Raw genomic sequence first — 25,087 nt, forward strand, 5'->3', positions numbered from 1 at the left:
AGGGGACCCGACGTGAATGGTGTCATCGGCGAGATTCTGCCCAGTGCGCTCGGCATTGCCGTCAGCCCCATCCCGATCATCGCCGCGATCCTGATGCTGCTCTCGCCAAAGGCCCGGGGCACCAGTGTCGGGTTCTTGATCGGCTGGATCCTCGGTATCGTCGTCGCCGTCGTCGTGTTCACCCTGCTGTCGGCCATCATCCCGGCGGCCGATCCGACGGCGTCGAAGCCGATCGCCGGAGTCATCAAGATCATCCTCGGTCTCGGCCTGCTGCTGCTGGCCTGGAACCAGTGGCGCAAGCGACCCGCACGCGGCGAGACGGCGGCGGCTCCCAAGTGGATGGCGGCGATCGACACGATGAAACCGGCCGGCGCACTCGGCCTCGCCTTCGTGCTCGCGGCGATCAACCCCAAGAACCTGCTCATGGCGGTGGCGGGCGGACTCGCCATCGGCGGCTCCGGTCTCGTTGTCTGGCAGGAGATCGTGGCTATCGTGATCTTCGTGGTGATCGCCGCCTGCACGGTCCTGATCCCCGTGGTGGCCTATCTGGTGGCGGCCCAGCGCATTGCCGGTCCGCTCGATGCTCTGCGGGGCTGGCTCCTGAGCAACAACGCGACGATCATGACCGTGCTGCTCCTCGTGATCGGCGTCGTCATCATCGGCAAAGGCATCGCGAGCTTCTGACACCGCGAAACCGGGGGCCGGCACAGCCGGCATCGTGCGTGTCGGCGGTGCGGGCTACAGTGCAGAACTATGCCGACGCCCGTCATCACCGCCAACAACCTCGTCAAGAAGTACAAGACGTTCGCCGCCGTCGACGGGATCTCGTTCGAGGTCGCGCCGGGGGAGTCATTCGGTCTGCTCGGGCCGAACGGCGCCGGCAAATCCACCACCATGCGAATGGTGGGCGCGGTCTCCACCCGCACGGAGGGCGAGCTGAGCATTCTGGGCCTCGACCCCGATCGGTACGGGCCGGAGATCCGCTCCCAGCTGGGTGTCGTTCCGCAATCCGACAACCTCGACACGGAACTGCGGGTGCGGGACAACCTGATCGTCTACGGTCGCTACTTCGGTCTGCCGATAGCGCGGGTCAGACGACGCGCTGACGAGTTGCTCGCCTTCGCGCAGTTGGAAGACAAGGCGAAGGCCAAGGTCGACGATCTCTCCGGCGGCATGAAACGCCGCCTCACGATCGCGCGGGCGCTCATCAACGACCCGCGCATCCTGCTGCTCGACGAGCCGACCACCGGTCTCGACCCGCAGGCCAGGCACATCCTCTGGGACAGGCTGTTCCGGCTGAAGGAACAGGGCACCACACTCGTGCTGACCACGCACTACATGGACGAGGCCGAGCAGCTCTGCGATCGACTGGTGGTGGTCGACAAGGGCAGGATCATGGCCGAAGGGTCGCCCGCGGCGCTCATCCGGCAATACTCGTCGCGCGAGGTGCTGGAGGTGAGGTTCGGTTCCGAACGCAACGCCGAGGTGGCCGGCTTGCTCGACGGTATCGGTGAGCGGGTGGAAGTGCTGCCGGACCGCATCCTGGTCTACGGCGACAGCGGCGAGAGCGAGCTGGTGCGGATCACGGAACGCGGTCTGCGTCCTCTGACCAGCCTGGTGCGGCGATCGAGCCTCGAAGATGTGTTCCTGCGCCTCACCGGGCGGAGTCTCATCGAATGAGCGACATGATGACGGTGGCCGGCGAGAGTCGCGCGGCGCTCGCCGCCGCGGTGCGACCACGCAGATTCGGTGCGTGGTACGTGGCGGAGCACAGGTTCCGCGTGATGCGCTCCTACCTGCAGACCCTGCTGGTGACCGCGTTCGGCTATCCGCTGCTCTACCTGCTCGCGATGGGCGTGGGCCTCGGCAGCCTGGTTGACCACACGCAGGGGCAGCAGGGCGTCGGGGGTGTCGACTACCTCACCTTCGTCGCTCCGGCTCTGCTGTGCACGGCCGCCGTGACAGTGGCGAGCGAAGAGTTCACCTATCCGGTGATGCTCGGCTTCAAATGGAATCCCACCTTCTTCGGCATGAACGCCGCCCCCATCGCCCCTGGTCAGATCATCGACGGCATCGTGATCTCGGTCACGGCGCGGCTGCTCGTGGCCGGGGGGCTGTACTTCGCCATCATGGTGCTGTTCGGCGCGGTTCCCTCGGCGCTCGGGGCCGTCTCGATCCTGGTCGGCACCCTTGGCGGCCTCGCGTTCGGTACGCCTGTGATGGCGTTCGTGGCCACCCTGGAGCAGGACACCGGGCAGATCGCGATGCTGATGCGGTTCGTGCTGCTGCCGATGACGCTCTTCTCCGGAACCTTCTTCCCCCTCTCGTCGATGCCGTGGTTCCTGCAGTGGATCGGCTGGATCTCGCCGCTCTGGCATTCGACCGAGCTCGCCCGCGTCTTCACTTTCGGGGCCGTCGAGCCCCTGTGGCTGACGATCGTGCACGTGCTCTACCTCGGTGCTCTGTTCATCTCGTTCTGGCTGTGGGCTCGACGCATCGCAGGACGGAGGCTGAACAAGTGACCTCGACCGACGAACAGTTCATCGCGACCGTGGCGCACACCCGGCCGCTGCGCGCCCTCTACGCGGGAAACGCATCCTCCGTGATGCAACGCGGATGGCTGGCCACGCGGAGCACCAACTGGCTCGTCGTCGTGAGCGGCTTCTTCGAGCCGATCTTCTACCTGCTCTCGCTCGGTGTCGGGCTCGGCTCCCTGGTCGGGAATGTCACGACCAGCGGCGGTCAGCCGGTGGCGTATGCCGCATTCATCGCGCCGGCGCTGCTGGCCACCTCGGCGATGAACGGTGCGGTGTACGACTCCACCTGGAACGTCTTCTTCAAGATGCACTTCGCCAAGCTCTATGAGGGGATGCTCTCCACCTCGCTCGGCCCGCTCGACGTGGCTCTTGGGGAGATCCTGCTGGCGCTGCTTCGAGGCGCGCTCTATGCGATCGGATTCATGCTCGTGATGCAGGCGCTCGGGCTGAACCTCTCCTGGTGGGCCGTCCTCGCGTTGCCGGCCGTGCTGCTCATCGCCTTCGGGTTCGCCAGCTTCGGGATGGGCATCACCAGCTACATGAAGACCTTCCAGCAGATGGACTGGATCAACTTCGTCATGCTGCCGATGTTCCTGCTCTCGGCCACGTTCTACCCGATCACGGTCTATCCGCAGTGGATCCAGTGGATCATCCAGGCGCTGCCGCTCTGGCATGGCGTCGAGCTCGTCCGCGACCTGACCACCGGCGCCGTCGGGTTCGGCCTCCTCTGGCATGTGCTGTACTTCGCCGTCATGGTCGTGCTCGGTCTCGTGCTCACCACGCGCAGGCTGCGAGCCCTCTTCCTCGACTGACGGCGATCGGTCGGAGCGCCGAGTGCAGCAGCCGCGACAGGTGTGCCGAGTGCGTGAGGAACGTGGAGGCTACGCTGGGGGCATGGATACCCTGTTCGATGTTCTGCACGTGGTCTCGGCCGTCTTCATCGTCGGCCCGATGGCGATCCTGCCCATGACGGCCATGCGCGCCGTTCGGGCGGGCAACGCCTCTCAGGTCGCGGTTCTTGCGAAGTCCACGAACCTCTTCTCGCTGCTCTCCCTGCTGGTCGTGGTCTTTGGCTTCGGCGTGATGGGGATGTCCGACAAGAAGTACGACCTCTCCGTGACGACTCCGTGGATCCTCTGGTCGATCATCGCCTACGTCGTCGCCCTCGCCTTGACGCTCTTCGTCGTCGTGCCGACGATGCGCAGGGCGGCCGAGGCGCTCGAGGCGAGTGCCGCATCCCCGGCCGGAGCCACGGCGTCGGCGCCGAGCTATCCCGCGATCGCCGCAGGCTCGGGCGTTGCCAGTCTGCTGCTCGTGCTCGTCGTCGTCCTCATGGTCTGGAAGCCCTGACCCCTCTGCGCCCGGCGTCCGACGAGGACGCCCGACAACGCACGTACGCCGCCGAGACCACGGAGAAATCGTGGACTCGGCGGCGTACTGGCGTTTCTGGCGGTCAGAGGGAGCGGAGGAGGAGGCCGGTGCTGAGGGCGGCGTGCGCTGCCTCAGCGCCCTTGTCTTCGCGGGAGCCGGGGAGGCCGGCGCGATCCAGACCCTGGGCTTCATCATCGAGCGTGAGCACGCCGAACCCGACCGGCTTGCCGGTGTCGAGCGCGACCCGGGTGAGCCCGTCGGTGGCCGCGGAGGACACATACTCGAAGTGCGGCGTGCCACCACGGATGATCACACCGAGCGCGACGACCGCATCCGCGCCCGCCTCCAGCGCGCCCTTGCTCACGACCGGGAGCTCGAAGCTGCCCGGCACGCGCACGACGGAGTAGCTCGCGCCCGCCTCCGCCAGGGTGCGCTCGGCGCCGGCGATGAGCCCGTCGGTGATCTGCTCGTGCCAGGTTCCGGCGACGATCACGACGGTGAGGCCGCTCCCGTCGATCCTCTCCTGCGTCTCCGGGGCTCCTGCTCCGCTCATCGTGCTGTCCTTTCCGCTGTGATCTCTGTCGAGGCGATGACATGACCCATCCGGTCACGCTTGGTTTCGAGGTATCCCTCGTTGTATGCGCCGACACCGACCACGAGCGGAACCCGCTCGCTGACCTCGATGCCGTGCTCCTGAAGTTGGCGCACCTTCTCCGGGTTGTTGGTCAGCAGCCGCACCGATTCGATGCCGAGGTCTTGCAGGATGGCCGTGGCCGCCCCGTAGTCCCGGGCATCGATGGGCAGGCCGAGGGCCAGGTTCGCATCGAGGGTATCCAGTCCCTCTTCCTGCAGCTTGTATGCCCGCAGCTTGTTGATCAGGCCGATCCCGCGGCCCTCGTGCCCGCGCAGGTAGACGACGACGCCGCCCTCGCGCTGGATCGTGTCGAGAGCTGTGTCGAGCTGCGGTCCGCACTCGCATTTGAGCGAGCCGAACGCCTCGCCGGTCAGGCATTCCGAATGCACGCGGATGAGGGTTCCGGAGGCGCCCGGCGTTCCGGAGACGATGGCTACATGGTCTGCTCCCGTCATGCGATCGCGGTAGGCGCGCATCCGGAACGGACCGTGCACGGTGGGAACCGTGGTCTCCACCTCGAAGATGACGCGTGAGGTCTCAGGAACGGGGGCCACGCTCTCGAGCGGCTCGTCGCAGTGGAACTCCTGCAGGTACGCGATGAGCGCCTCGATCGTGATGACGAGCACGCCTTCCCGCTCGCCGAGCTCGATCAACCCGGGCAGGCGCATCATCTCGCCGTCGTCGGCGACGATCTCGGCGATCGCCGCGACCGGTGTGAGGCCGGCCAGTTTGAGCAGGTCGACGGCTGCTTCGGTGTGACCGTCGCGCTCCCGCACGCCGCCGTCCACCGCGCGCAGCGGCAGGATGTGGCCCGGCCGGTGCAGACTGGCCGGCGTCGAGTGCAGGTCGGCGAGCACGCGCAGCGTGTGGGCTCGGTCGGCCGCGCTGATGCCCGTGCTGAGGCGGTTGGCCGCGTCGACGCTCACTGTGTAGTTGGTGCCACGCGAGTCTTCGTTCGTGGCGACCATCACGGGGAGGTCGAGACGGTCGGCGATCTCGTTGGTCATCGGGGCGCAGATGAACCCGGACGAGTTCTTCACCGTCCAGGCGATCCACTCCTGGCTGGCCAGTTCGGCGGCGATGATCACGTCGCCCTCGTTCTCGCGGCTCTCGTTGTCGGCGACGATCACCGGCTTGCCGGCTCGCAGATCGGTGAGGGCCTGGGGGATGGTGGCGAGACTCATAGCGTGCTCCGTTCGATGGAAGGGTCGATGACGGACGGTGGCAGAACCGTCTCCCGGGTGGCGTAGCCGAGTCCGAGCATTCGTTCGACGTGACGCGCGAGAATGTCGGTCTCGATGTTCACCCGGTCGCCGACCACCCGGTCGCCGAGGGTGGTGGCGGTGAGGGTCTCGGGGATGAGCGATACCTCGAACCAGCCGTCGTCCGGGCCGCCGCCGACGGCACTGACGGTGAGTGAGACCCCGTCGACCGCAATGGAGCCTTTGCGGGCGACCAGCGGCGCATGTTCGGGATCGAGGCTCAGCCGTACGACCCGCCAGGCGCTGCCGTCGGTGATCGCCAGCACGGTCGCGGTGCCGTCGATGTGCCCCTGCACGATGTGACCGCCGAGACGGTCGCCCACCTGAGCGGCTCGTTCCAGGTTCACGCGCCGACCGGGGCGGACCCCGTCGAGCGTGCTCATGGCGAGTGTCTCGGCCATCACGTCCGCTGTGAAGGTCTCGGCGTCCTGGTCGATCACGGTCAGGCACACGCCGCTCACCGAGATCGAGTCGCCGTGTTTCGCGTCGCCGACCGCGATCGGTCCGCGCACGGTCAGGCGTGCGGCATCGTCCGCCCAGTCGACGGCGGTGATCTCGCCGAGCTCTTCGATGATTCCGGTGAACATTCAGTCTCCTTCTGGTGTCACATGCTCGGGTACGGCGCTGACGAACAGGTCGACGCCCAGGTTCTCGACCGATCGGATGCGCAACCGGCGCTGCTCGCCGATGGTTCCGACGCCGATGTCGCCGAGCGCGAGCCGGCTACCGCCGAGCAGGGTCGGCGCCAGGTAGATCGCGTATTCGTCCACGAGGCCGGCGGCGATGAACGCGCTGGCCAGGGTGGGGCCGCCCTCGACGTACACGCGTCGGAACCCACGCGCGTGCAGGTCGCGCACCACCTCGGCCACGTCGTGGGTGCCCTCGAAGAGCACCGGATGCGGGTGCCGGAACACGGCCGCGTCTTTCGGGATCGCGCGCATCCCGACCACTACCGGGGTGGGCTGGGTGGCGAGCAGTTCGCCGGCGTCGCCGCGGGCGGTGAGGCTGGGGTCGTCGGCGAGCACGGTGCCCGTGCCGACGACAATGGCATCGGAAGCCTTGCGTTGCTCGTGCACCCGTTGCCGCGCGGCGGCGCCGGTGATCCAGCGGCTGGTGCCGTCGGCCGCGGCCGCGCGCCCGTCGAGGCTGCTCGCCCACTTCACGGTGATGCGTGGTCTCCCGAGCCGTGCTGCGGTGAGCCAGTCTTCGAGGAAATCTTCGACCTCGTCGGCCTGCACGCCGTCGATCACCTCCACGCCGGCCGCGCGCAGGCGCGCCGCCCCACCGCCGGAGGCGTGACCCGGATCGCTCACGGCGTAGACGACGCGCGTGACGCCGGCCGCGATGAGCGCCTCGGAGCAGGGGCCGGTGTGCCCGGTGTGGTTGCAGGGCTCCAGCGTGACCACGGCGGTCGCACCGCGCGCGCCGGACTCGGCCAGCTTGCTGAGCGCGTCGACCTCAGCGTGCGCGGTCCCGACGCCGCGGTGCCAGCCTTCGGCGATCACTGTGCCGTCCGGGTCGAGGATCACACACCCGACGCGCGGGTTAACGCCGCCGGCGGGGCCGTTGTGCGCCAACTCGATGGCGGTGCGCATCGCCGCATCCCACGTCATCCCGGTTCGTCCTGTCTCTCGGTCGAGACGTCTTCCGGGGTCGCGTGACAGATGTCACCCGTGCAGCGGGCGTCGTGCGTCCGCTGCCGTGCTGCCTCCCATCCGGACTGAGCGGCCAGGCTGTCGCCTGACCCCATTACCGTCGGTGCCGGAATTCCACCGGCTCAGCAGTCGGGTGTCGAGACACCGTTCCGCTCGCGGACTATCACCGCCGGTTCGGACTTTCACCGACCCCGGAGCACGTTTTCTGTTTCTGAGTGTAGTCAACGCGCCCACCGTTCGCGTATTCCCGTCGAACTGTTACGGCTCCCGGTGCACGATCCATCCGGCCGTCACGCCCTGAACAGCGGAACCGTCGAGGTCGGAGAGCTTCACGCCGACGAATCCGCGGGCCGCGTCGGATGTCTGCACGCGGGCGGCGGGATGCTCCTCCGCGAGCACCTGGACGATCACCTCGGCGACACCCTCCGGTGTCTGTGCGCTCTCGGGCGAGAAGGCTCCGGCGACCCGGGCGAGGTAGGCGTCGAACAGCGGGCGGTAGGGCGAGTCGTCCGCGGGGGCCGAGGAGCCTGCCCCGACATTGGCGACGAACTCGGTCGAGACGGCGCCCGGCTCGATCACGGTCACCCGCACGCCGAGCGCGGCCGCCACCGGTGTGAGCGACTCCAGAAAGCCCTCCACCGCGAACTTGGCCGCGCAGTATGCCTCATTGAACGGCTGGCCGACCACGCCGCCGACGCTCGACACGGTCAGCAGCCGGCCGCCGCTCTCTCGCAGCAGGGGGAGCGCAGCCCGGGTGACGGCCACGACGCCGAAGAAGTTGACCTCCATGACATCGCGGACGGTTTGCAGCCCGTCGGTCTCGACGGTGCCGACGTGACCGGCCCCGGCGTTGTTGAGGAGCGCATCCAACCGCCCGTGGGTCGAACGGATGTGCGCGAAGCAGGCATCGATCGAGGCGGGGTCGGTGACCTCGAGCGGCTGCACGTCGAGCCGCACACCGGCATCCCGTGCCGCATCGTCGAGGGGGCCGCGCTTGGCGAGGTCGCGCATGGTGGCGACGACCGTGTGACCGGCGCGAGCGGCGGCGACGGCGGTGGCACGCCCGATCCCCGTCGATGTTCCGGTGATGAGGAGAACGGAGGCTGTCATGCGCTCAGTCTGACAGCGCTACCAGTGCGCGCGCCGTGCCTTCGTCGACGATGAGGTCAGTGATGAGCTCGGCGGTCAGTGCGCCGCGCAGGCTGTGCACTTTCGACGGCCCGGAGACGACGCACACCCGGCGGGGCACCCGCTTGATCAGGTCGATATCGGGGCCGCTCGCGCGCTCATTCAACAGGATGCCGTGGTGGCTGCCGTCCTCGCGGAAGAACACCGTGGCCACATCGCCGACCACACCGGATTCGTCGAGCGACGCGTAGTCGCGTGGCTCCAGGTATCCGCCGGCGTAGACATGCGAGCGCACCTCCGAGAACGGGGAGCCGAGCCCGAAGATGGCCGCGTCCATCCTCTCCTGGATGTCGAGGATGCGGCGGGTGCTGCGCTCGCGCCACATCGCCGTCTTGGTCTGCGCATCATCGAAGAGGGCGGGCACGGGGAACTCCTGGATCGTGCCCGAGAACGTGTCTCCGAAGCGGCGGAGGATCTCGCTCGCATAGAGCACGCCGGTCGTATACGTGTTGCCGGCGCCGTTCAGCTGCACGAACTCCACATTGTGGAGGTCTTTGGGGATGAGGTGGCGGCTGAGCGCGCTCATCGTGGAGCCCCAGGCGAGCCCGACCGTCATGTTCGAGTCGATGAAACGGTCGAGAATCCGTGCAGCCGAGATCGCGACGCGCTCCAGCCTGTCCACATCGCTGATGGCGCTCGGCATCGGAACGATGTGCGCGGCGATACCGTAACGCTCATGGATCTCCTGCTGGATGCGCGTCGCCCCCTCGTGCGGCGTGGCGATCTGGATCGTGACGAGCCCGGACGCCCGCGCGTAGCTGAGCAGCCGCGAGACGCTGGACCGCGAGGTGTGCATCTCGTGGGCGATGGCCTCCATGGTGAGGTCTTGCATGTAGTAGAGGTGTCCCGCCTTCAGCGCGTCGCGCATCTTCTCGGGCAGGTTCTCGGTCTCGGGTGAAACCATCTCAGGCCTTTCCGACGGCTCTCGAAGCTCTGCACGTATGTGCAGTCAGCTTGAACAAAGTGTCCGTCTCTCGAAAACTATAGCTGTCCCACAAACGCACCGACAGAACTTCAGGAGATACCCGTGACGACGAAGTCGAACGCATCCGCTGCCCGCAGCGAGGTCGAACGCCTCCGCGAGCGCCCGAAAGCCCAGGTCCTCGTGATCGGCGGCGGCATCAATGGGATCGGGACGTTCCGCGATCTCGCCCTGCAGGGCATCGACGTGGTGCTCGTCGAACGCAACGACTTCATCTCCGGGGCGTCGGCCGCGTCGAGCCACATGATCCACGGCGGCGTGCGCTACCTCGAGAACGGCGAGTTCCGGCTCGTGAAGGAATCGGTCACCGAGCGCAACGGCCTGCTGAAGATCGCGCCGCACTACGTGAAGCCGCTGCAGACCACGATTCCGATCTTCTCGACATTCTCGGGCATACTCTCCGCCCCGCTGCGATTCCTCACGCACAAGCAGGGCAAACCGAAGGAGCGCGGTGCGTTCCTCATCAAGACCGGTCTCACGATCTACGACTCGTTCTCCCGCGACGGCGGAACGGTTCCCCGCCACGCGTTCCGCGGGCGCACCGCCTCGCTGGCCGAGCAACCGCACCTGAACCCCGGCGTCAAATACACGGCGACCTACTTCGACGCCTCCGTGCACGATCCGGAACGCCTCGCACTCGACGTGCTGGCAGACGGCCTCGCCGCCGGCCCGAACGCCCGTGCCGCGAACTATGTGGAGGCCGTCGCGGTGAAAGACGGCGGTGTGCTCGTGCGCGACCGCGAGACCGGCGCCGAGTTCACGATCGTCGCGGATGTGGTGGTAAATGCATCCGGGCCGTGGACCGACCTGACGAACCAGGCGCTCGGCCGGGCGACCGAGTACATGGGCGGCACCAAGGGCTCGCACATCGTGCTCGACAACCCCGAGCTGCTCGAAGCGTGCAAGGGCCGCGAGATGTTCTTCGAGAACAACGACGGCCGGATCGTCCTCATCTACCCACTCAAGGGGCGCGTGATGGTCGGCACCACCGACCTCGAGGCCGACATGTCGGAGCGCGCGGTGTGCACCGAAGACGAGATCGACTACTTCATCGAATTGGTCTCGCACGTTTTCCCACGCATCCCGGTCGCACGCTCGCAGATCGTCTACACGTTCTCGGGCGTGCGTCCGCTGCCGCACCACGACGACACCCAGCCCGGATTCGTCTCTCGTGACTACCGCATCGTGCCCGGCACCCTTCCGGGGCTCGGCAGCACGACCGTGCTCAGCCTGGTCGGCGGCAAATGGACGACGTTCCGCGCGCTCAGCGAGCATCTCGCCAACGAGACCCTGACCGCTCTAGGCGCCCCGCGCGTCGTCTCGACGGCCGGCCTGGCGATCGGTGGCGGTGTCGGATTCCCGGCGACGCCCGTCGCCGAGCGCGACTGGACGGCGCGCTACGGCGCCGACGTCGGAAACGACCGCGCCACCCAGCTGCTGCGCCGGTACGGCACCAAAGCCACCGCGGTGATCGACGCGATCGGCGCGGTCGAAGGTGACGACCCCGCGCTGGCGTTCGCCGCCGACTTCTCCCGGGCCGAGATCGAGTACCTGGTGCGCACCGAACACGTCGTGCACCTCGACGATGTCTTCCTGCGCCGCACCAGCCTCGCGTTCACCGGATCGCTGTCGCTCGGACTGGTCAAAGAGGTCGGGGAAATCGTCGCCGGAGTTCTCGGATGGTCGCCAAATCGGCGGTCGGAGGAGGAAGATGCTGTCATAGCGGACCTTGCCGACGCCCACCGGGTGCACCTCGAATCGGAGGACGGCGGCGAAGCCCGTGCTCTTCCGATAATGCACGAACGTGCATAGCACGGTTCTTGTCCCGGCGGGCTGAGCGCGAATAGCGTTCAACTGCCCACCCTGATGAGAACCATCGATAAACGCACAACAGGGTGCGGCTCTAGCGAACAACTGGAAGGTCAACGTGGACAATATCGGTGTAGATTTCCTGTCGGAGATGGTGGGCACGGCAATGCTCGTCCTCCTCGGTACCGGCGTCGTGGCGAACGTCGCTCTCATCAAGAACAAAGGCTTCAACGGCGGGTTCCTGATGGTGAACATCGGCTGGGGCCTCGCGGTCTTCTCCGGTGTGACCGTCGCGTACAACTCCGGCGCCCACTTGAACCCGGCCGTCACCCTCGGCCTCGTCGCGAACGGGGCGAAGACGTTCGGCAACGCGGCGTTGCACACCCTGGTCGTGGTGAATCCCGGGACGGTGCTGCTGTACATCCTCGCCCAGATGATCGGTGCCTTCATCGGCGCCGTGTTCACCTGGCTCGCATACAAGCAGCACTTCGACGCGGAGCCCGAGCCCGCCAACAAGCTCGGTGTCTTCTCGACCGGCCCGGCCATCCGCAGCTACGCGTGGAACCTCGTGACGGAGATCATCGGCACCTTCGTGCTGGTGTTCGTCGTCATCGCGTTCGGCCATCAGCCGGGAGTCTCCGGTCTCGCTGCGCTCGGCGCCCTCCCCGTGGCACTGCTCGTTATCGTCATCGGTACCTCGCTCGGTGGTCCTACCGGGTACGCCATCAACCCCGCCCGTGACCTCGGCCCGCGCATCGCGCACTTCGTGCTCCCGATCAAGGGTAAGGGTTCGAGCGACTGGTCGTACGCCTGGGTGCCGGTCGTCGGCCCGATCCTCGGCGGTGTGCTCGCCGGCTGGGCCGCGCTCGCCTGGCTGCCCCTCCTCAAGTAACAGAACACTCCGGGGCCGGCCCCGACCGGGCCGGCTCCCCAGCCCCACCCCAAAACAAAGGAGTTACCTATGGCCGACTATGTGGTTGCCATCGACCAGGGCACGACGAGTACCCGAGCGATCATCTTCGACAAGTCCGGGTCGATCGTCTCGTCCGGTCAGTTGGAGCATGAGCAGATCTTCCCGAAGGCGGGCTGGGTGGAACACAACCCGGTCGAGATCTGGAACAACACCCGCGAGGTGATCGGCCAGGCCCTGTCCAAGGCCGACCTCACCCGTCACGACATCGCGGCCGTCGGAATCACCAACCAGCGCGAGACCGCGGTGGTCTGGGACAAGAACACCGGCGAGCCCGTCTACAACGCCATCGTCTGGCAGGACACCCGCACACAGGACATCGTCGACCGCTTCGCTGCGGACGGCGGCGTCGAGCGCTTCAAACCGATCGTGGGTCTGCCGCTGGCGACCTACTTCTCCGGCACGAAGATCGTCTGGATCCTCGAGAACGTCGAGGGTGCCCGCGAGCGCGCCGAGCGTGGTGACCTGCTGTTCGGCAACACGGACAGCTGGGTGCTCTGGAACCTGACCGGCGGCCCGGATGGCGGTGTTCACGCCACCGATGTGACGAACGCCTCCCGCACGCTCTTCATGGATCTCGAGACGCTCACCTGGCGCGACGACATCCTCGAGGTGTTCGGGGTCCCGAAGTCGATGCTGCCCGAGATCAGGAGCTCGTCCGAGGTCTACGGCGAGGTCGAATCGTCCAGTCTGCTGCGCGAGGTCCCGGTTGCGGGCATCCTCGGCGACCAGCAGGCCGCCACCTTCGGTCAGGCCGCATTCGATCCGGGCGAGTCCAAGAACACCTACGGCACCGGCAACTTCCTCATCTTCAACACGGGAGAGGAGATCGTCCACTCCAAGAACGGGCTGCTGACCACGCTGGGCTACAAGATCGGCGACGCGAAGCCGCATTACGCGCTCGAAGGCTCGATCGCCGTGACCGGTTCGCTGGTGCAGTGGTTGCGCGACAACCTCGGTCTGATCAGCAGCGCCGACGAGATCGAGGCGTTGGCGAAGACGGTCGACGACAACGGCGGCGCGTATTTCGTGCCGGCGTTCTCCGGCCTGTTCGCTCCGTACTGGCGATCGGATGCGCGTGGCGCCCTGGTGGGCCTCACCCGTTACGTGAACAAGGGGCACATCGCCCGCGCCGTGCTGGAGGCGACTGCATTCCAGACCCGCGAGGTGCTGGACGCCGTCAACGCCGACTCCGGTGTCGACCTGCAGGAGCTGAAGGTGGACGGCGGCATGATCGCCAACAACACGCTCATGCAGTTCCAGGCCGACATCCTCGGCGTGCCGGTCGTGCGGCCCGTCGTGGCGGAGACCACTGCCCTGGGTGCCGCCTACGCGGCCGGCCTCGCCGTCGGCTTCTGGGAGAACCTGGACGACCTCCGCAAGAACTGGCAAGAGGACAGCCGCTGGAACCCCGAGATGGACCCGGGCGAGCGCGACCGTCAGCTGCGACTCTGGAAGAAGGCCGTCACGAAGACCTTCGACTGGGTCGACGACGACGTGCGCAACGCCTGATCCGTTTCACCGAAAGGCGCCGTCCGGCCTGTGCCGGGCGGCGCTTTCGTCTGCCCGGCGCCGGTCGGGCCGTCGCCGGTCTGGCCGGGACCGGGCTGCTCGGCATCGATCTGCTCGGCACCGGTGTACGACCGACTCGGCCTGCTGCGCCGCGCGCGACCCCTGGAAGAACTGGTCGAGCATCCGGGCCCGCAAGCGGACGACCACTCCGAAGGCCGTGCGGAATGAGACACATTCGGCAGCTCTCGCGAGGCTATGGGGCCAGGAGGGGCGGGAGCTCGGCGAGGGACGTGAGCGTGTGGACGCCGACGGTGGCGGCGTCGAGGGCGTCGACAGGGTCAGGGGCGAGGCCTGTGCGGTTCAGCCAGACACCGGTGAGGCCGGCCGAGGCCGCGCCGATCGCATCCGTGCGCAGACGGTCGCCCACGTAGACGGCTTCATCCGGGCGAACGCCGAACGCCCCGCAGGCGTGCCGGAAGATGGTGGGATCGGGTTTGACAGCACCGACCTCTCCGGAGGCGATCACATGCTCCAGGCGGGAATCCAAACCGACCGCGACGATCTTGCGGGTCTGAAAAGCAAGGTCGCCGTTCGTGATGAGGCCGAACCGCACGCCGGGCAGCCGCCGGGACAGGGCGTCGAGACAGTCCAACGCATCCTCGTGAAGTGTCCAGGCCTCCACATAGCGCTCGAAGTAGGTGGCGAACCAGACGCTCGCCTCCCAGTCGTCGAGGGCGACACCGTGGCGCGCGGCGAAGTCGCGGGCACGAGCTTGCCGCTGACCCTCGAAGTCGAGGCGGCCGGCCAGATAGGAGTGATAGTGCGTCTCTTCCAGGTCGTGCCAGAACGAGACGACGGATGCGGTGTCGAGCGCCCCATACGGCCCGCCGAGCGAGGCGATATGGGCCGCGATGCCTCGGGCGACGGCCTCCCGGTGGGCGAACAGTGTGTCGTCGAGGTCGAAGAGCACGACGGTGGGCGCGGTCACCCTTCGACCGGCTCTCGCTGAACGAACGTCTGCTCCGGCCAGCCGGAGGCGGGGGTGCGCGGATCGTCGCGCAGCAGGGAGGCCTGCCAGTCGTCGAGTCGCCGGCCGCGCTGGGAGCCGCCGAGGCGATGCTCGCCCTCGAACCGGAATCCGGCCCGGCGGGCGACGGCGGCAGAGGCTGCATTGCCGGTGAACGCGTGCCAGACGAGGCGCTCCAGGCCGAGGCCGGAAGCGGCGCGCACGGCCAGGCCCGAGGGGGCGAAGGCGTAGTCGGCCACGAGCGAGACGGCCTCGCTCATCACGCCCCGGCCGCGCGCATCCGGCGCGAGCCAGAAGCCCACCTCCGCCTCGCCGTCTTTGATCCCGTCGAGACCGATCATTCCGACGAGAGGACCGTCGGGCTCGAGCCGGATCGCCCAGGTGCACCCGGTGCCGTGAGCCCAACCGCTGGTGACGAAACCGAACACGAACCCTTCGGCGTCGGCGCGGACATACGGAACAGGCACGGTCGTCCAGGCGGCGATCGCTGCATCCCGGCAGAGTTCCGTGATGCGGTCGATGTCGTGACCGGTCGGAATGGAGAGGACCGCACGGGAGCCCGTCAGCACGACGGGCTCCCGCGGGGGAACCGAGGTCATCGCGCGCGGCGCAGCAGGCCGAGTCGGTCGTACACCTTGCCGAGCGTGACCTCGGCCACTTCGTCGGCGCGTTCGGCGTTGCGGGCCAGGATGCGGTCGAGCTCGCCCGGGTCGGCCAGCAGCTCGAGCGCGCGCTCGCGGATCGGCGTGAAGGTCTCCACGACCACCTCGGCGAGGCCCTTCTTGAAGTCGCCGTAGCCTCGACCGTCGTATTCGAGCTCGATCGACTCGACGTCGCGCCCGGTCAGGGAGGAGTAGATGCTGAGCAGATTGGAGATGCCCGGCTTGCCCTCGCGGTCGAACGAGACGACGCCGTCGGTGTCGGTGACGGCCCGCATGATCTTCTTCGCGCTCACCGACGGCTCTTCGAGAAGCTGGATGAGCCCGGCCGGCGACTCGGCGGATTTCGACATCTTCGCCGTGGGGTTCTGCAGGTCGTAGATGCGAGCGGTGTCTTTGAGGATCATGGCCTGCGGAATCACGAACGTTTCGCCGAACCGCGAGTTGAATCGGTTGGCCAGGTCGCGCGTGAGCTCCACATGCTGGCGCTGGTCGTCGCCGACCGGAACCACCTCGGCGTCATACAGCAGGATGTCGGCGGCCATCAGCACCGGGTAGGCGAACAGGCCGACCGATGCCGCATCCGTGCCCTGCTTGGCCGACTTGTCTTTGAACTGGGTCATCCGCGACGCCTCACCGAAACCGGTGATCGTGTTGAGGATCCAGGCCAGCTGGGCGTGCGCCGGAACGTGCGATTGCACATAGAGGGTGGATGCCGATGGATCGATCCCCGCGGCGATGTACTGCGCGGCCGTGCGGCGGGTCTTCTCGCGCAGCTCGGAGGGGTCTTGGGGAACGGTGATGGCGTGCAGATCGACGACGGAGAAGAACGCGTCGTGGTCGGACTGCAGCTCCTTCCACTGCAGCAGGGCGCCGATGTAGTTGCCCAGGTGCAGGGAGTCGGACGACGGTTGCATGCCCGAATACAGGCGGGGGAGTTGTGTCATGGTTCTACCTCGAGAAAGTGTGAAGGAAAATGGGGGCTCAGACGGCGTAGTCGACGACCACGGGGGTGTGATCGGACCATCGCTCGTCGTAGGCCGCGGCCCGGTCGACCGCGTACTTCTTCACCGTGGCCGCGAGGGCCGGGGTGGCGAGCTGGTAGTCGATGCGCCAACCGGTGTCGTTGTCGAACGCCTGGCCGCGCCACGACCACCAGGTGTACGGGCCGTCGACGTCGCCGGAGAACCGGCGGCCGACATCGACCCAGCCGAGTCCGCCGCCGGCGTTGTAGTCGGGGTCGTCTTCGGCGCCGAGGATGCGGTCGAAGTACGCGCGCTCCTCCGGGAGGAAGCCGGCACGCTTCACGTTTCCACGCCAGTTCTTGATGTCGAGCTTGCGGTGGCCGACGTTGAGGTCGCCCAGCACGACTGCGTAGTCGCTGTGTTTCTGCAGCTCGGGCAGGCGCTCGAGCATCGCATCCAGGAACTTGTACTTCTCGACCTGTTTGGGCGAGTCGGCCTCGCCGGAGTGCACATAGGTGCTGACCACCGTGACGATCTTGCCGTTGACCTCGTAGTCGGCCTCCAGCCAGCGGCCGGCGCTGTCGAAGTCGTCGGGGCCGAGCACGACCCGGTGGATCGACGCTGCGCGGCGGCTGGCGATCGCGACGCCCGCGCGGCCCTTCGCAGAGGCGGGGTCGTGCAGGATGTCCCAATCGGCGCCGAGCAGCCCCTGAACGTCTTCGGTGCTCGCCCGCACTTCCTGAATGGCGAGGATGTCGACACCCCTCGCATCGAGCCAGGCGCCCATGCCCTTGCGGTAAGCGGCCCGAATGCCGTTCGTGTTGATCGAGGCGATGCGCAGGGGCTGGGAAGGCATGCGATAAGCCTACCGGGGACGACTGACGGCGCCCTCGTCGAGGATGTCGTTGAGCTGGTGCTGAGCGCGCTCGACCGCCCGCTGTGCGCGCAGCCTGCCGAGCCAGCGGGCCTTCCCGAGCTCGGATTTCGCCCGCTCGAGCTCTGCCCGGGCGACGACCAGACGGGCGTTGTGCTCGGTCGCCGCCTTCTCGGCCGCAGCCTGTTCCGGAGTGACGATGCGCGGGGAGATCCCCTTGTCGAACATCCCGACGGCGATCCACGAGGCCGAGAGCAGCATGACCCGTGAGACGAGGTTGAACCAGAGCAGCAGACCGATGAAGACCGTGAACGTTGCAAGCAGCGGGTTCTTGGTGGCGCCCCCGAGGAGCAGGCCGCCGAGGGTGCTCAACCCGGCCAGTGCGATGGCGCCGAGCAGCGCGCCGAAGAACAGATTGCGCCACGGGATGGCGACGCGGGCGAGGACACGGAACATCGCGCCCAGCGTGAAGATGTTGAGAACCACCGAGATCAGGAGTCCCGACGTGCGCCCGAGCGCGGCGGACCAGAACGTCTCGCCGCTCAGACCGATCAGCTGCAGCAGGAACTCGATCGCCTGTGTGCTGAGGATGGTGAGCACGGCGGAGACGAGGAGCACGAGCCCGAAGGCGAGCGCGAGGCCCAGATCGCGGATCTTCTGGAGCACGTAGTTCGTGGTGTCCCGGCTGAGACCGAACACGGCCCGCACGGCCTGGCGTGTGTAGTACAGCCAGCCGATAGCGGTCCAGAGCAGGCTGATCGCGGCGACGACGCCCGTCCAGCCGAACGACGTCGCCGACTCCAGCTGGCTCGAATCGATGACGCCCGCGCTCCCGTCAACGGCGATCAGTCCAGGAACCGAACGGTTGATGATGTCGACGAGTGCGTTGTAGATCCCCGGGTTCGCTGTCAGCCAGACGCCGGCGACCGAGAAGCCGAGCCAGATCCCTGCGAAGATCGCGAAAAGCGACTGGAAGCCCATGCCGGCGGCGCGCAGATTGCCGTCGCTGTAGGAGAAGTTCGTCCACACACGCCAGGGCCGCAGCGACTGCGCCCACTTGGCCCAGCGGGTGACCCGCGCCACCGGCCGCTCCAGGCGCTCCCGGATGGGTTCGGCCGCCTCGGCCAGACGCTCACGCAGCGACTCTTCCGTGTCGACAGTGCCCTCGGCGCGTTGGAGCGAGTGGTCGGGATGGGCGGGCGCCACATCCCTCTTCGTCTTCGTCCGGGCCACGCGCCTAGCCTAGCGAGCATCCGGTATTCAGGGCTTTCGGTGCAACGACGACCGCCCGCCCCTGAGAACAGGAACGGGCGGTCGTCGGAGGCTGAAATGGCCTGAAAGAAGGAGGTGTCAGCGCTTTCCGCGCATGATGGCCTGCTTGACCTCGGCGATGGCCTGTGTCACCTGGATGCCGCGGGGGCAGGCGTCGGTGCAGTTGAACGTGGTGCGGCAGCGCCAGACGCCCTCTTTGTCGTTGAGGATGTCGAGGCGCACCTGCGAGTTGTCGTCGCGCGAATCGAAGATGAAGCGGTGAGCGTTCACGATCGCCGCCGGGCCGAAGTACTGGCCGTCGGTCCAGAACACCGGGCAGGACGATGTGCAGGCGGCGCAGAGGATGCACTTCGTCGTGTCGTCGAAGCGGGCGCGGTCGGCGACCGACTGGATGCGCTCTTTGTCTTTCGGCGGCGTCGAGTTGGCGACGAGGAACGGCTGCACTTCGCGGAAGGAGGCGAAGAACGGCTCCATGTCGACGATGAGGTCCTTCTCCAGCGGCAAGCCCTTGATGGCCTCCACGTAGATGGGCTTCGAGATGTCGAGGTCTTTGATCAGCGTCTTGCAGGCCAGGCGGTTGCGGCCGTTGATGCGCATCGCATCCGAGCCGCAGACGCCGTGGGCGCACGACCGGCGGAAGGTGAGTGAGCCGTCTTGCTCCCACTTGATCTTGTGCAGGGCGTCGAGGATGCGGTCGGTCGGGAACATCTCGACGTCGAAGTCCTGCCAGCGCGGCTCGCTGTCCACATCCGGGTCGAATCGGCGGATGATCAGGGTGACGGTGAACGGCTGGATTGGCGCCTCGGCGGCCGGGGGAGTCTCGAGCACGGCGTTCGACATCAGTACTTCCTCTCCATCGGCTGGTAGCGGGTCACGACGACCGGTTTCCAGTCGAGACGAATGTGGTCGGCCGCGTCGGACGAGTGCGGGTCGCCCGAGAGGTAGGCCATGGTGTGCTTCATGTAGTTCTCGTCGTCGCGCTTGGGGAAGTCGTCGCGCATGTGGCCGCCGCGGCTCTCCTTGCGGTTGCGGGCCGAGTAGACGACGACCTCGGCGAGGTCGAGGAGGAAGCCGAGCTCGACGGCTTCGAGCAGGTCGGTGTTGAACCGCTTGCCCTTGTCTTGCACGACGATGTTCTTGTAGCGCTCGCGGAGGCCGTGGATGGTCTGTGTGACTTCGGCGAGGGACTCGTCGGTTCGGAACACCTGGGCGTTCTTGTCCATCTCGTCTTGCAGCTCTTTGCGGATCGCCGCGATCCGCTCGGTTCCGGTGCCGCTGCGGAGATCGGCGATCAGCCCGCGCACGAACGCGGCCGGGTCTTCCGGAAGCGGAACAGCAGTCGCGGTCTTCACATACTCGACCGCGTTGTTTCCGGCGCGCTTGCCGAACACATTGATGTCGAGGAGCGAGTTGGTGCCCAGGCGGTTGGAGCCGTGCACCGAGACGCAGGCGCACTCGCCGGCGGCGTAGAGGCCGGGAACGACGGTGTCGTTGTCGCGCAGCACTTCGGCGGCGACGTTGGTGGGGATGCCGCCCATCGCGTAGTGCGCTGTCGGCATGACGGGCACCGGTTCGACGACCGGGTCGACACCGAGGTAGGTACGCGCGAACTCGGTGATGTCGGGCAGTTTGGTCTCCAGCACCTCCGCGCCCAGGTGCGTGCAGTCGAGCAGCACATAGTCCTTGTGCGGGCCGGCGCCACGCCCCTCCGCGACCTCCTGGACCATGCAGCGGGCGACGATGTCGCGGGGCGCGAGGTCTTTGATGGTGGGCGCGTAGCGTTCCATGAACCGCTCACCGCTGGCGTTGCGCAGGATCGCACCCTCGCCGCGGGCGCCCTCCGTGAGGAGGATGCCGAGTCCGGCCAGGCCGGTCGGGTGGAACTGGAAGAACTCCATGTCTTCCAGCGGGAGCTTCTTGCGCCAGATGATGCCGACACCGTCACCGGTGAGGGTGTGCGCGTTCGAGGTCGTCTTGAAGATCTTGCCGAAACCGCCGGTGGCGAAGATGATCGCCTTCGAGTGGAACACGTGCAGTTCGCCGGTGGCCAGCTCGTAGGCGACGACGCCGGCGGGCTGGTCGACGCCGTCGACCTCGTTCATGATCACGTCGAGCACGTAGTACTCGTTGAAGAAGTTGATGCCGAGCTTCACGCAGTTCTGGAACAGGGTCTGCAGGATCATGTGGCCGGTGCGGTCGGCCGCGTAGCAGGCCCGGCGCACCGGGGCTTTACCGTGGTCGCGCGTGTGGCCGCCGAAGCGGCGCTGATCGATCTTGCCCTCGGGCGTGCGGTTGAACGGCAGACCCATGTTCTCCAGGTCGATGACCGCGTCGATGGCCTCTTTCGCGAGGATCTCCGCCGCATCCTGGTCGACCAGGTAGTCGCCGCCCTTGACCGTGTCGAAGGTGTGCCACTCCCAGTTGTCCTCCTCCACATTGGCGAGCGCGGCGGCCATGCCGCCCTGCGCCGCGCCGGTGTGGGAGCGGGTGGGGTAGAGCTTGGAGATCACCGCCGTCTTCGCGTGGGGGCCGGCCTCGATCGCCGCGCGCATGCCGGCGCCGCCGGCGCCGACGATGACGATGTCGAACTCGTGGTAGTGGACGCCGTCGATGACGGTGGATTCAGAAGGTTCAGTTGTCACAGCTTTTTCCGTAGTCGTTGGCTGCTAAGCGTTGCGGGGACGGTTCGGGGCTACTTGACCGGGCAGAACGACGGCAGAAGGTCTGCCGGGGCGCCTGCGGGGCACGGTTCGAAGGTGAAGATCACGAGCGTGCCGAGCACGACCAGCACGACGACCGCAACGAGGATGGCGCCCTTGAGGATGCGGTTGACCACCCGGTTGTACGAGTAGTCGTTGACGAGGGTGCGCATCCCGTTGCCGCCGTGGATGAGAGCGAGCCAGAGCATGAGCAGATCCCAGATCTGCCAGAACGGCGTGGCGTACTTGCCGCCGATGAAGGCGAAGTCGATCTGTTTGACGCCCTGGCCCATCACCAGGTTCACGAACAGGTGGCCGAAGATGAGGATGATCAGCAGCACGCCGGAGGCGCGCATGTAGATCCAGCCCCATTTCTCCCAGTTGGTGCCTTTGCGGCGGGCGGGGCGGGCGGGGGTGCGGGGAGCGTCGATGGTGGTCATGGTCAGCTGGCCTCCCCGAAGACGTGGATGAGTTGCACGGGTACGAATCCGGCCATCAGAACGACCCAGATCGCGATGACGATCCAGAACATGACCTTCTGATATTTGACGCCCTTGCTCCAGAAGTCGATGAGGATGATGCGCAGCCCGTTGAACGCGTGGAAGGTGATCGCACCGACGAGGGCGATCTCGCCGAGCCCCATGATCGGGTTCTTGTAGGTGCCGATCACCGCGTTGTAGGCCTCAGGGCTGACTCGGATGAGCGAGGTGTCGAGGATGTGCACGAGAAGGAAGAAGAAGATGGCGACGCCGGTGATGCGGTGCAGCACCCATGACCACATTCCTTCTCGACCCCGGTACAGTGTGCCGCCGGGCCGGTGCTTGGTCGGCTGCAGGGTTCCTGCCGCTTGATCTGGCACGAACAACCCTCCCTGGTTGTGATCGCAAAAGACGCGCGAAAGCGCCCCACCAGTGTATGCCGCCCCGGGCGAAACCGCTGGTTAGGGTGACCTCAGTTATCTCGACGTCGAGATAATCGGGGGTGTCACGGCGTCGCGGGCGGGGCGAGCCCGAGAACCGGGAAGAGCACATCGAACCCCGCGTCCATGCCGGAGACGAAGGCCGCCTGATCGTGCTTTCCGTTCGCGACCGCGTGGAGCTCGACGGACATCCCCGCGTCGTTCGCGTCGTGGGCGATCGTCTGGGCGGCCGCCCAATAGACCGGATCGTCCGACCCTGCCGTGAAGACGGCATTCACCCCGGGGTACTGGTTGCGGGCCAGGTACGTCGCAGGCTTGGTGCGGTCGTAGGCGGCCTGGTCGCCGTGGAAGACATTCTGCAGCGCGATGGCCGGATTGTCCGAGCCCCCGTATTCCTCGCCGGAGACATCGATGAGATTCCCGAACAGACCGGGATGCCTCACGATGAGCGAGAGCCCGCATTCGCCGCCGTTGGAGTATCCGGCGACCGTCCAGTATCGGTGGTCCCTGATGATGTGGAGGTGCTTCTGCGCCCAGGCCGGGAGATCGTTCGTGAGGAAGGTCTCCGCGTTCCCATACTCGGGCGTGTCCAGGCAGAGCGGGTCGTGATAGGGGTCGCCGAGCTGATCGGCGACGATCACGATCGGGGCCAGTCCGCGGTGGGTGCGCGCAAAAGGGTCGAGCACCCGGGCCGCGAACGCGGGCGTCGGGCTCCCCGGTTGGCCGAGCATCATCACCACGAGCGGCAACGGCGGAGGATTCGCCACCAGCGCGGCGGGCGGAAGGTAGATCCCCGCCGGCCGCGAAGGGAAACCGGACACGGGGTGCGGGATCTCCTGCATGTGCACCTCGCCGGTCTGCAGCATGTCCGCCGGCGGCTTCCACGTTCGCCAGAGGTCGGCGCCCGGGGCCGGGAAGCCGGTCGTCCCCGCCGCCAACCGGATCGGCTGGGTTGTCGGGAGCGCCAGAAGATCGCCGATCGTCCGGCTCCGGCCGTCGTTCGCGTTGATGGCGACCGCACCGGCGACCACGAACACGGGGATGCACAGCACGGCGATCGCTTTGCGCCACCAGCGGGACCGCCGCAGGCTCACGATCGCGAGGCAGATCGCACAGAGCGTCGCCGCGGCGAGCAGATAGTTCCCGAGGCCGAGCGATCTGCCGAAGAGGTTGAGCATCCGGACCGTCACGAACCAGGCGGCGACGGCGGAAGCCAGCCCGACACCGATGGCGACGGCCACGGTCGCGATCCACACCCGGGTCGGCCGCCTCAGGAGGAGGAACGCCGCTCCAGCGACGGCGAGCCCCACCACTGACACGAACACCGGACCGCCGACGATCTCTGTGCGCAGGAGTGCGTCGAACACGGGTTCCTCCGTTCGGTCCGGATGCGGTCGTCCTCCGTCGTGGCTGACCGTCGTCAGCTCGGGGCGGCGAGACCCAGAATCGGGTAGAGCACGCGGAAGCCCTCGTTCATCCCGCCGGCCGCAGCCAGCTCGCCGTGCCCGCCGTTCGGCACGGCGTGGAAGTCGACGTTCATGCCGCAGGCGCGGGCCGCCGCGCTCATCTTCTTCGCGGTCGCCAGATAGACGAGGTCGTTCGACCCCGCCGTGAAGATCGCAGTGGTGTTCGGATACTGGTTGCGCGTCATGTACGTCAGCGGCTTCACCGCGTCGTACGCCAGCTGGTCTCCGTGGAAGGTGTTGTGGAGCACGGTCGGCGCATCTTCGGAGCCCGGGAACTCCTCGCCCGAGACGTCGATGATGTTCGCGAAGAGCCTCGGGAATTTGACTCCGAACGACAGAGCGCACTGGCCGCCGTTGGAATAGCCCGCCGCTGTCCAGAAGCGGTGGTCGTGGGTGATGTTGAGGTGGGAGTCCGCCCAATTGACGACGTCCTTGATGAGGAAGGTCTGGGCCTTGCCGAACTCGGTCGTGTCGAGACAGAGCGGATCCCGCATCGGGTCGCCCAACTGGTCGGCCACGACGACGATCGGCGCGAGGCCGTGGTGTTTGGCCGCGAAAGCGTCGAGGATCTGCGCCGCGAAAGCGGGGGTGGGGTTGCCCGGCTGGCCGAGCATCATCATCACGAACGGCAGCTTCGGCGGATGCTTGACGAGAGCCGCCGGGGGAGGTAGATGCCCGCAGGGCGCGAGGTGAAGCCCGAGAGCGTGTTCGGGATGACCTGGGTTCCGATGGTGCCTTTCTCCGGCATCCCGGCCGGGGCGTGCCAGTGCTTCCACAGCTGCGAGTCGAATCCGTCGTCGGCCGTCGGCGGGGTCAGGCGGATCGGCTCGTCCGTCGAGATGTTGAGCAGATCGCCGAGGGTGACGTTGATCCCGTAGTTCGCGTTGATCGCCAGGGTCCCGGTGAGGACGAACAGCGGAATGCAGACGGCGGCGACGACTTTGCGCCACCACCTCGACCGGCGAAAGCTCACGATCGCCAGCGCGATTCCGCAGAAAGTAGCGGCGATCCAGAGGTAGTTCGTCAGGCCGAGCGATGTGCCGAAGAGGTTGAGCATCCGGATCGTCACGAACCAGACCGCGACGGCGAGGGCGAGGCCTGCTGCGACCGCAATGATCACCGTCACGATCCAGCGGCGGCTCGGCTTGCGAGCGAGGAGGAAACCGACGGCGACGGCTGCAAGCGCGGTCACGATGAAAATCGCAGGACCGGTCACGATGTCCGTCATCAGGATCCCACGGATCACGTCTTCCCCCTGCTGCTCGGATGTCGGGCGCCTGGTGCGG

Annotated in this window: 26 protein-coding genes and 1 riboswitch; of the genes, 8 read left to right on the forward strand and 18 right to left on the reverse strand. The window is 67.1% G+C overall.

Annotated features, from left to right (window positions below; translation table 11 throughout):
- The first annotated feature begins 12 nt into the window (after window positions 1-12).
- From K5L49_RS16585 to K5L49_RS16605, 5 genes are all read left to right on the forward strand, one after another.
- Entirely contained in the window at window positions 13-684 is a 672-nt protein-coding gene (locus tag K5L49_RS16585; protein WP_223694459.1) for a GAP family protein, read from the forward strand.
- A 69-nt stretch (window positions 685-753) separates the two neighbouring features.
- Window positions 754-1,680: an ABC transporter ATP-binding protein gene (locus tag K5L49_RS16590; protein ID WP_223694460.1), complete on the forward strand. Its 927-nt coding sequence runs from the start codon at window positions 754-756 to the stop codon at window positions 1,678-1,680.
- A complete protein-coding gene (locus K5L49_RS16595) occupies window positions 1,677-2,522 on the forward strand; it encodes an ABC transporter permease (protein WP_223694462.1) in 846 nt (281 codons plus the stop codon). Before K5L49_RS16590 ends, K5L49_RS16595 begins: the two co-directional genes overlap by 4 nt.
- Window positions 2,519-3,349, forward strand: coding sequence for an ABC transporter permease (locus K5L49_RS16600; protein WP_223694464.1), 831 nt, complete (start codon window positions 2,519-2,521; stop codon window positions 3,347-3,349). The genes K5L49_RS16595 and K5L49_RS16600 overlap by 4 nt, the downstream gene beginning before the upstream one ends.
- Window positions 3,350-3,431: 82 nt before the next feature.
- Window positions 3,432-3,887 carry a DUF2269 family protein gene (locus K5L49_RS16605; protein WP_223694465.1) on the forward strand — a complete coding sequence of 152 codons (456 nt, stop codon included), beginning with the start codon at window positions 3,432-3,434 and terminating at the stop codon, window positions 3,885-3,887.
- A gap of 103 nt (window positions 3,888-3,990) precedes the next feature.
- On the opposite strand, the gene ribH is transcribed toward K5L49_RS16605, so the two are convergent.
- From ribH to K5L49_RS16635, 6 genes are all read right to left on the reverse strand, one after another.
- Window positions 3,991-4,461 carry a 6,7-dimethyl-8-ribityllumazine synthase gene (gene ribH, locus K5L49_RS16610; protein ID WP_223694467.1) on the reverse strand — a complete coding sequence of 157 codons (471 nt, stop codon included), beginning with the start codon at window positions 4,459-4,461 and terminating at the stop codon, window positions 3,991-3,993.
- Window positions 4,458-5,726 carry a GTP cyclohydrolase II gene (gene ribA / locus K5L49_RS16615; RefSeq protein ID WP_223694469.1) on the reverse strand — a complete coding sequence of 423 codons (1,269 nt, stop codon included), beginning with the start codon at window positions 5,724-5,726 and terminating at the stop codon, window positions 4,458-4,460. Before ribA ends, ribH begins: the two co-directional genes overlap by 4 nt.
- Window positions 5,723-6,391: a riboflavin synthase gene (locus K5L49_RS16620; protein ID WP_223694471.1), complete on the reverse strand. Its 669-nt coding sequence runs from the start codon at window positions 6,389-6,391 to the stop codon at window positions 5,723-5,725. The genes ribA and K5L49_RS16620 overlap by 4 nt, the downstream gene beginning before the upstream one ends.
- Window positions 6,392-7,399 (reverse strand): bifunctional diaminohydroxyphosphoribosylaminopyrimidine deaminase/5-amino-6-(5-phosphoribosylamino)uracil reductase RibD, encoded by a 1,008-nt coding sequence (ribD, locus tag K5L49_RS16625; RefSeq protein WP_374107695.1) that lies wholly within the window; start codon window positions 7,397-7,399, stop codon window positions 6,392-6,394.
- 102 nt (window positions 7,400-7,501) lie between these two features.
- Window positions 7,502-7,663, reverse strand: a riboswitch (FMN riboswitch).
- A 54-nt stretch (window positions 7,664-7,717) separates the two neighbouring features.
- On the reverse strand, window positions 7,718-8,569 hold the full coding sequence (locus K5L49_RS16630) for an SDR family oxidoreductase (RefSeq protein WP_223694475.1): 852 nt from the start codon (window positions 8,567-8,569) through the stop codon (window positions 7,718-7,720).
- A 4-nt stretch (window positions 8,570-8,573) separates the two neighbouring features.
- A complete protein-coding gene (locus K5L49_RS16635; protein ID WP_223694477.1) occupies window positions 8,574-9,551 on the reverse strand; it encodes a sugar-binding transcriptional regulator in 978 nt (325 codons plus the stop codon).
- 123 nt (window positions 9,552-9,674) lie between these two features.
- Between K5L49_RS16635 and K5L49_RS16640 the strand changes: the two genes are divergently transcribed.
- The 3 genes from K5L49_RS16640 (at window position 9,675) to glpK (ending at window position 13,920) form a co-directional block, all read left to right on the forward strand.
- Window positions 9,675-11,441 (forward strand): glycerol-3-phosphate dehydrogenase/oxidase, encoded by a 1,767-nt coding sequence (locus K5L49_RS16640; protein WP_223694479.1) that lies wholly within the window; start codon window positions 9,675-9,677, stop codon window positions 11,439-11,441.
- Between the two features lie 163 nt (window positions 11,442-11,604).
- Entirely contained in the window at window positions 11,605-12,330 is a 726-nt protein-coding gene (locus K5L49_RS16645; protein ID WP_374107711.1) for an MIP/aquaporin family protein, read from the forward strand.
- Between the two features lie 69 nt (window positions 12,331-12,399).
- Complete coding sequence (gene glpK, locus K5L49_RS16650; RefSeq protein ID WP_223694482.1) at window positions 12,400-13,920, forward strand: glycerol kinase GlpK; 1,521 nt, start codon at window positions 12,400-12,402, stop codon at window positions 13,918-13,920.
- A gap of 253 nt (window positions 13,921-14,173) precedes the next feature.
- Here glpK and K5L49_RS16655 read toward each other — a convergent pair whose 3' ends face one another.
- From K5L49_RS16655 to K5L49_RS16710, 12 genes are all read right to left on the reverse strand, one after another.
- Window positions 14,174-14,908: an HAD family hydrolase gene (locus K5L49_RS16655; protein ID WP_223694484.1), complete on the reverse strand. Its 735-nt coding sequence runs from the start codon at window positions 14,906-14,908 to the stop codon at window positions 14,174-14,176.
- A complete protein-coding gene (locus K5L49_RS16660; RefSeq protein WP_223694486.1) occupies window positions 14,905-15,546 on the reverse strand; it encodes a GNAT family N-acetyltransferase in 642 nt (213 codons plus the stop codon). Before K5L49_RS16660 ends, K5L49_RS16655 begins: the two co-directional genes overlap by 4 nt.
- On the reverse strand, window positions 15,543-16,553 hold the full coding sequence (gene trpS / locus K5L49_RS16665) for a tryptophan--tRNA ligase (protein ID WP_223694488.1): 1,011 nt from the start codon (window positions 16,551-16,553) through the stop codon (window positions 15,543-15,545). The genes K5L49_RS16660 and trpS overlap by 4 nt, the downstream gene beginning before the upstream one ends.
- Window positions 16,554-16,590: 37 nt before the next feature.
- Window positions 16,591-17,427 (reverse strand): exodeoxyribonuclease III, encoded by an 837-nt coding sequence (locus K5L49_RS16670; protein WP_223694490.1) that lies wholly within the window; start codon window positions 17,425-17,427, stop codon window positions 16,591-16,593.
- A gap of 9 nt (window positions 17,428-17,436) precedes the next feature.
- The gene (locus tag K5L49_RS16675) at window positions 17,437-18,678 is read right to left on the reverse strand and encodes a YihY/virulence factor BrkB family protein (protein WP_223694492.1); all 1,242 of its coding nucleotides are present in this window, start codon (window positions 18,676-18,678) and stop codon (window positions 17,437-17,439) included.
- 117 nt (window positions 18,679-18,795) lie between these two features.
- A complete protein-coding gene (locus tag K5L49_RS16680; RefSeq protein ID WP_223694494.1) occupies window positions 18,796-19,557 on the reverse strand; it encodes a succinate dehydrogenase iron-sulfur subunit in 762 nt (253 codons plus the stop codon).
- Window positions 19,557-21,359: a succinate dehydrogenase flavoprotein subunit gene (gene sdhA, locus K5L49_RS16685; RefSeq protein ID WP_223694496.1), complete on the reverse strand. Its 1,803-nt coding sequence runs from the start codon at window positions 21,357-21,359 to the stop codon at window positions 19,557-19,559. Before sdhA ends, K5L49_RS16680 begins: the two co-directional genes overlap by 1 nt.
- A 50-nt stretch (window positions 21,360-21,409) precedes the next feature.
- Window positions 21,410-21,856 carry a succinate dehydrogenase hydrophobic membrane anchor subunit gene (locus K5L49_RS16690; protein ID WP_223694498.1) on the reverse strand — a complete coding sequence of 149 codons (447 nt, stop codon included), beginning with the start codon at window positions 21,854-21,856 and terminating at the stop codon, window positions 21,410-21,412.
- Between the two features lie 2 nt (window positions 21,857-21,858).
- On the reverse strand, window positions 21,859-22,275 hold the full coding sequence (gene sdhC, locus K5L49_RS16695; protein ID WP_223694500.1) for a succinate dehydrogenase, cytochrome b556 subunit: 417 nt from the start codon (window positions 22,273-22,275) through the stop codon (window positions 21,859-21,861).
- Between the two features lie 125 nt (window positions 22,276-22,400).
- The gene (locus K5L49_RS20560) at window positions 22,401-23,702 is read right to left on the reverse strand and encodes an alpha/beta hydrolase (RefSeq protein WP_223694502.1); all 1,302 of its coding nucleotides are present in this window, start codon (window positions 23,700-23,702) and stop codon (window positions 22,401-22,403) included.
- A gap of 53 nt (window positions 23,703-23,755) precedes the next feature.
- Window positions 23,756-24,424: an alpha/beta hydrolase gene (locus tag K5L49_RS16705; RefSeq protein ID WP_223694504.1), complete on the reverse strand. Its 669-nt coding sequence runs from the start codon at window positions 24,422-24,424 to the stop codon at window positions 23,756-23,758.
- The gene (locus K5L49_RS16710; protein WP_223694507.1) at window positions 24,421-25,029 is read right to left on the reverse strand and encodes a hypothetical protein; all 609 of its coding nucleotides are present in this window, start codon (window positions 25,027-25,029) and stop codon (window positions 24,421-24,423) included. The genes K5L49_RS16705 and K5L49_RS16710 overlap by 4 nt, the downstream gene beginning before the upstream one ends.
- Between the last annotated feature and the right edge of the window lie 58 nt (window positions 25,030-25,087).

It is taken from the genome of Leifsonia poae, from assembly GCF_020009625.1.
Lineage (GTDB): Bacteria > Actinomycetota > Actinomycetes > Actinomycetales > Microbacteriaceae > Leifsonia > Leifsonia poae_A.

What these genes read in the sequence shown, in the direction of transcription:
- K5L49_RS16590 (WP_223694460.1), top strand. Translation starts at nt 754, where the DNA reads ATGCCGACGCCCGTCATCACCGCCAACAACCTCGTCAAGAAGTACAAG.
- K5L49_RS16595 (WP_223694462.1), top strand. Translation starts at nt 1,677, where the DNA reads ATGAGCGACATGATGACGGTGGCCGGCGAGAGTCGCGCGGCGCTCGCC.
- K5L49_RS16605 (WP_223694465.1), top strand. Translation starts at nt 3,432, where the DNA reads ATGGATACCCTGTTCGATGTTCTGCACGTGGTCTCGGCCGTCTTCATC.
- ribH (WP_223694467.1), bottom strand. Translation starts at nt 4,461, where the DNA reads ATGAGCGGAGCAGGAGCCCCGGAGACGCAGGAGAGGATCGACGGGAGC.
- ribA (WP_223694469.1), bottom strand. Translation starts at nt 5,726, where the DNA reads ATGAGTCTCGCCACCATCCCCCAGGCCCTCACCGATCTGCGAGCCGGC.
- K5L49_RS16620 (WP_223694471.1), bottom strand. Translation starts at nt 6,391, where the DNA reads ATGTTCACCGGAATCATCGAAGAGCTCGGCGAGATCACCGCCGTCGAC.
- ribD (WP_374107695.1), bottom strand. Translation starts at nt 7,399, where the DNA reads ATGCGCACCGCCATCGAGTTGGCGCACAACGGCCCCGCCGGCGGCGTT.
- K5L49_RS16630 (WP_223694475.1), bottom strand. Translation starts at nt 8,569, where the DNA reads ATGACAGCCTCCGTTCTCCTCATCACCGGAACATCGACGGGGATCGGG.
- K5L49_RS16635 (WP_223694477.1), bottom strand. Translation starts at nt 9,551, where the DNA reads ATGGTTTCACCCGAGACCGAGAACCTGCCCGAGAAGATGCGCGACGCG.
- K5L49_RS16645 (WP_374107711.1), top strand. Translation starts at nt 11,605, where the DNA reads ATGCTCGTCCTCCTCGGTACCGGCGTCGTGGCGAACGTCGCTCTCATC.
- glpK (WP_223694482.1), top strand. Translation starts at nt 12,400, where the DNA reads ATGGCCGACTATGTGGTTGCCATCGACCAGGGCACGACGAGTACCCGA.
- K5L49_RS16660 (WP_223694486.1), bottom strand. Translation starts at nt 15,546, where the DNA reads ATGACCTCGGTTCCCCCGCGGGAGCCCGTCGTGCTGACGGGCTCCCGT.
- trpS (WP_223694488.1), bottom strand. Translation starts at nt 16,553, where the DNA reads ATGACACAACTCCCCCGCCTGTATTCGGGCATGCAACCGTCGTCCGAC.
- K5L49_RS16670 (WP_223694490.1), bottom strand. Translation starts at nt 17,427, where the DNA reads ATGCCTTCCCAGCCCCTGCGCATCGCCTCGATCAACACGAACGGCATT.
- K5L49_RS16680 (WP_223694494.1), bottom strand. Translation starts at nt 19,557, where the DNA reads ATGTCGAACGCCGTGCTCGAGACTCCCCCGGCCGCCGAGGCGCCAATC.
- K5L49_RS16690 (WP_223694498.1), bottom strand. Translation starts at nt 21,856, where the DNA reads ATGACCACCATCGACGCTCCCCGCACCCCCGCCCGCCCCGCCCGCCGC.
- K5L49_RS16710 (WP_223694507.1), bottom strand. Translation starts at nt 25,029, where the DNA reads ATGACGGACATCGTGACCGGTCCTGCGATTTTCATCGTGACCGCGCTT.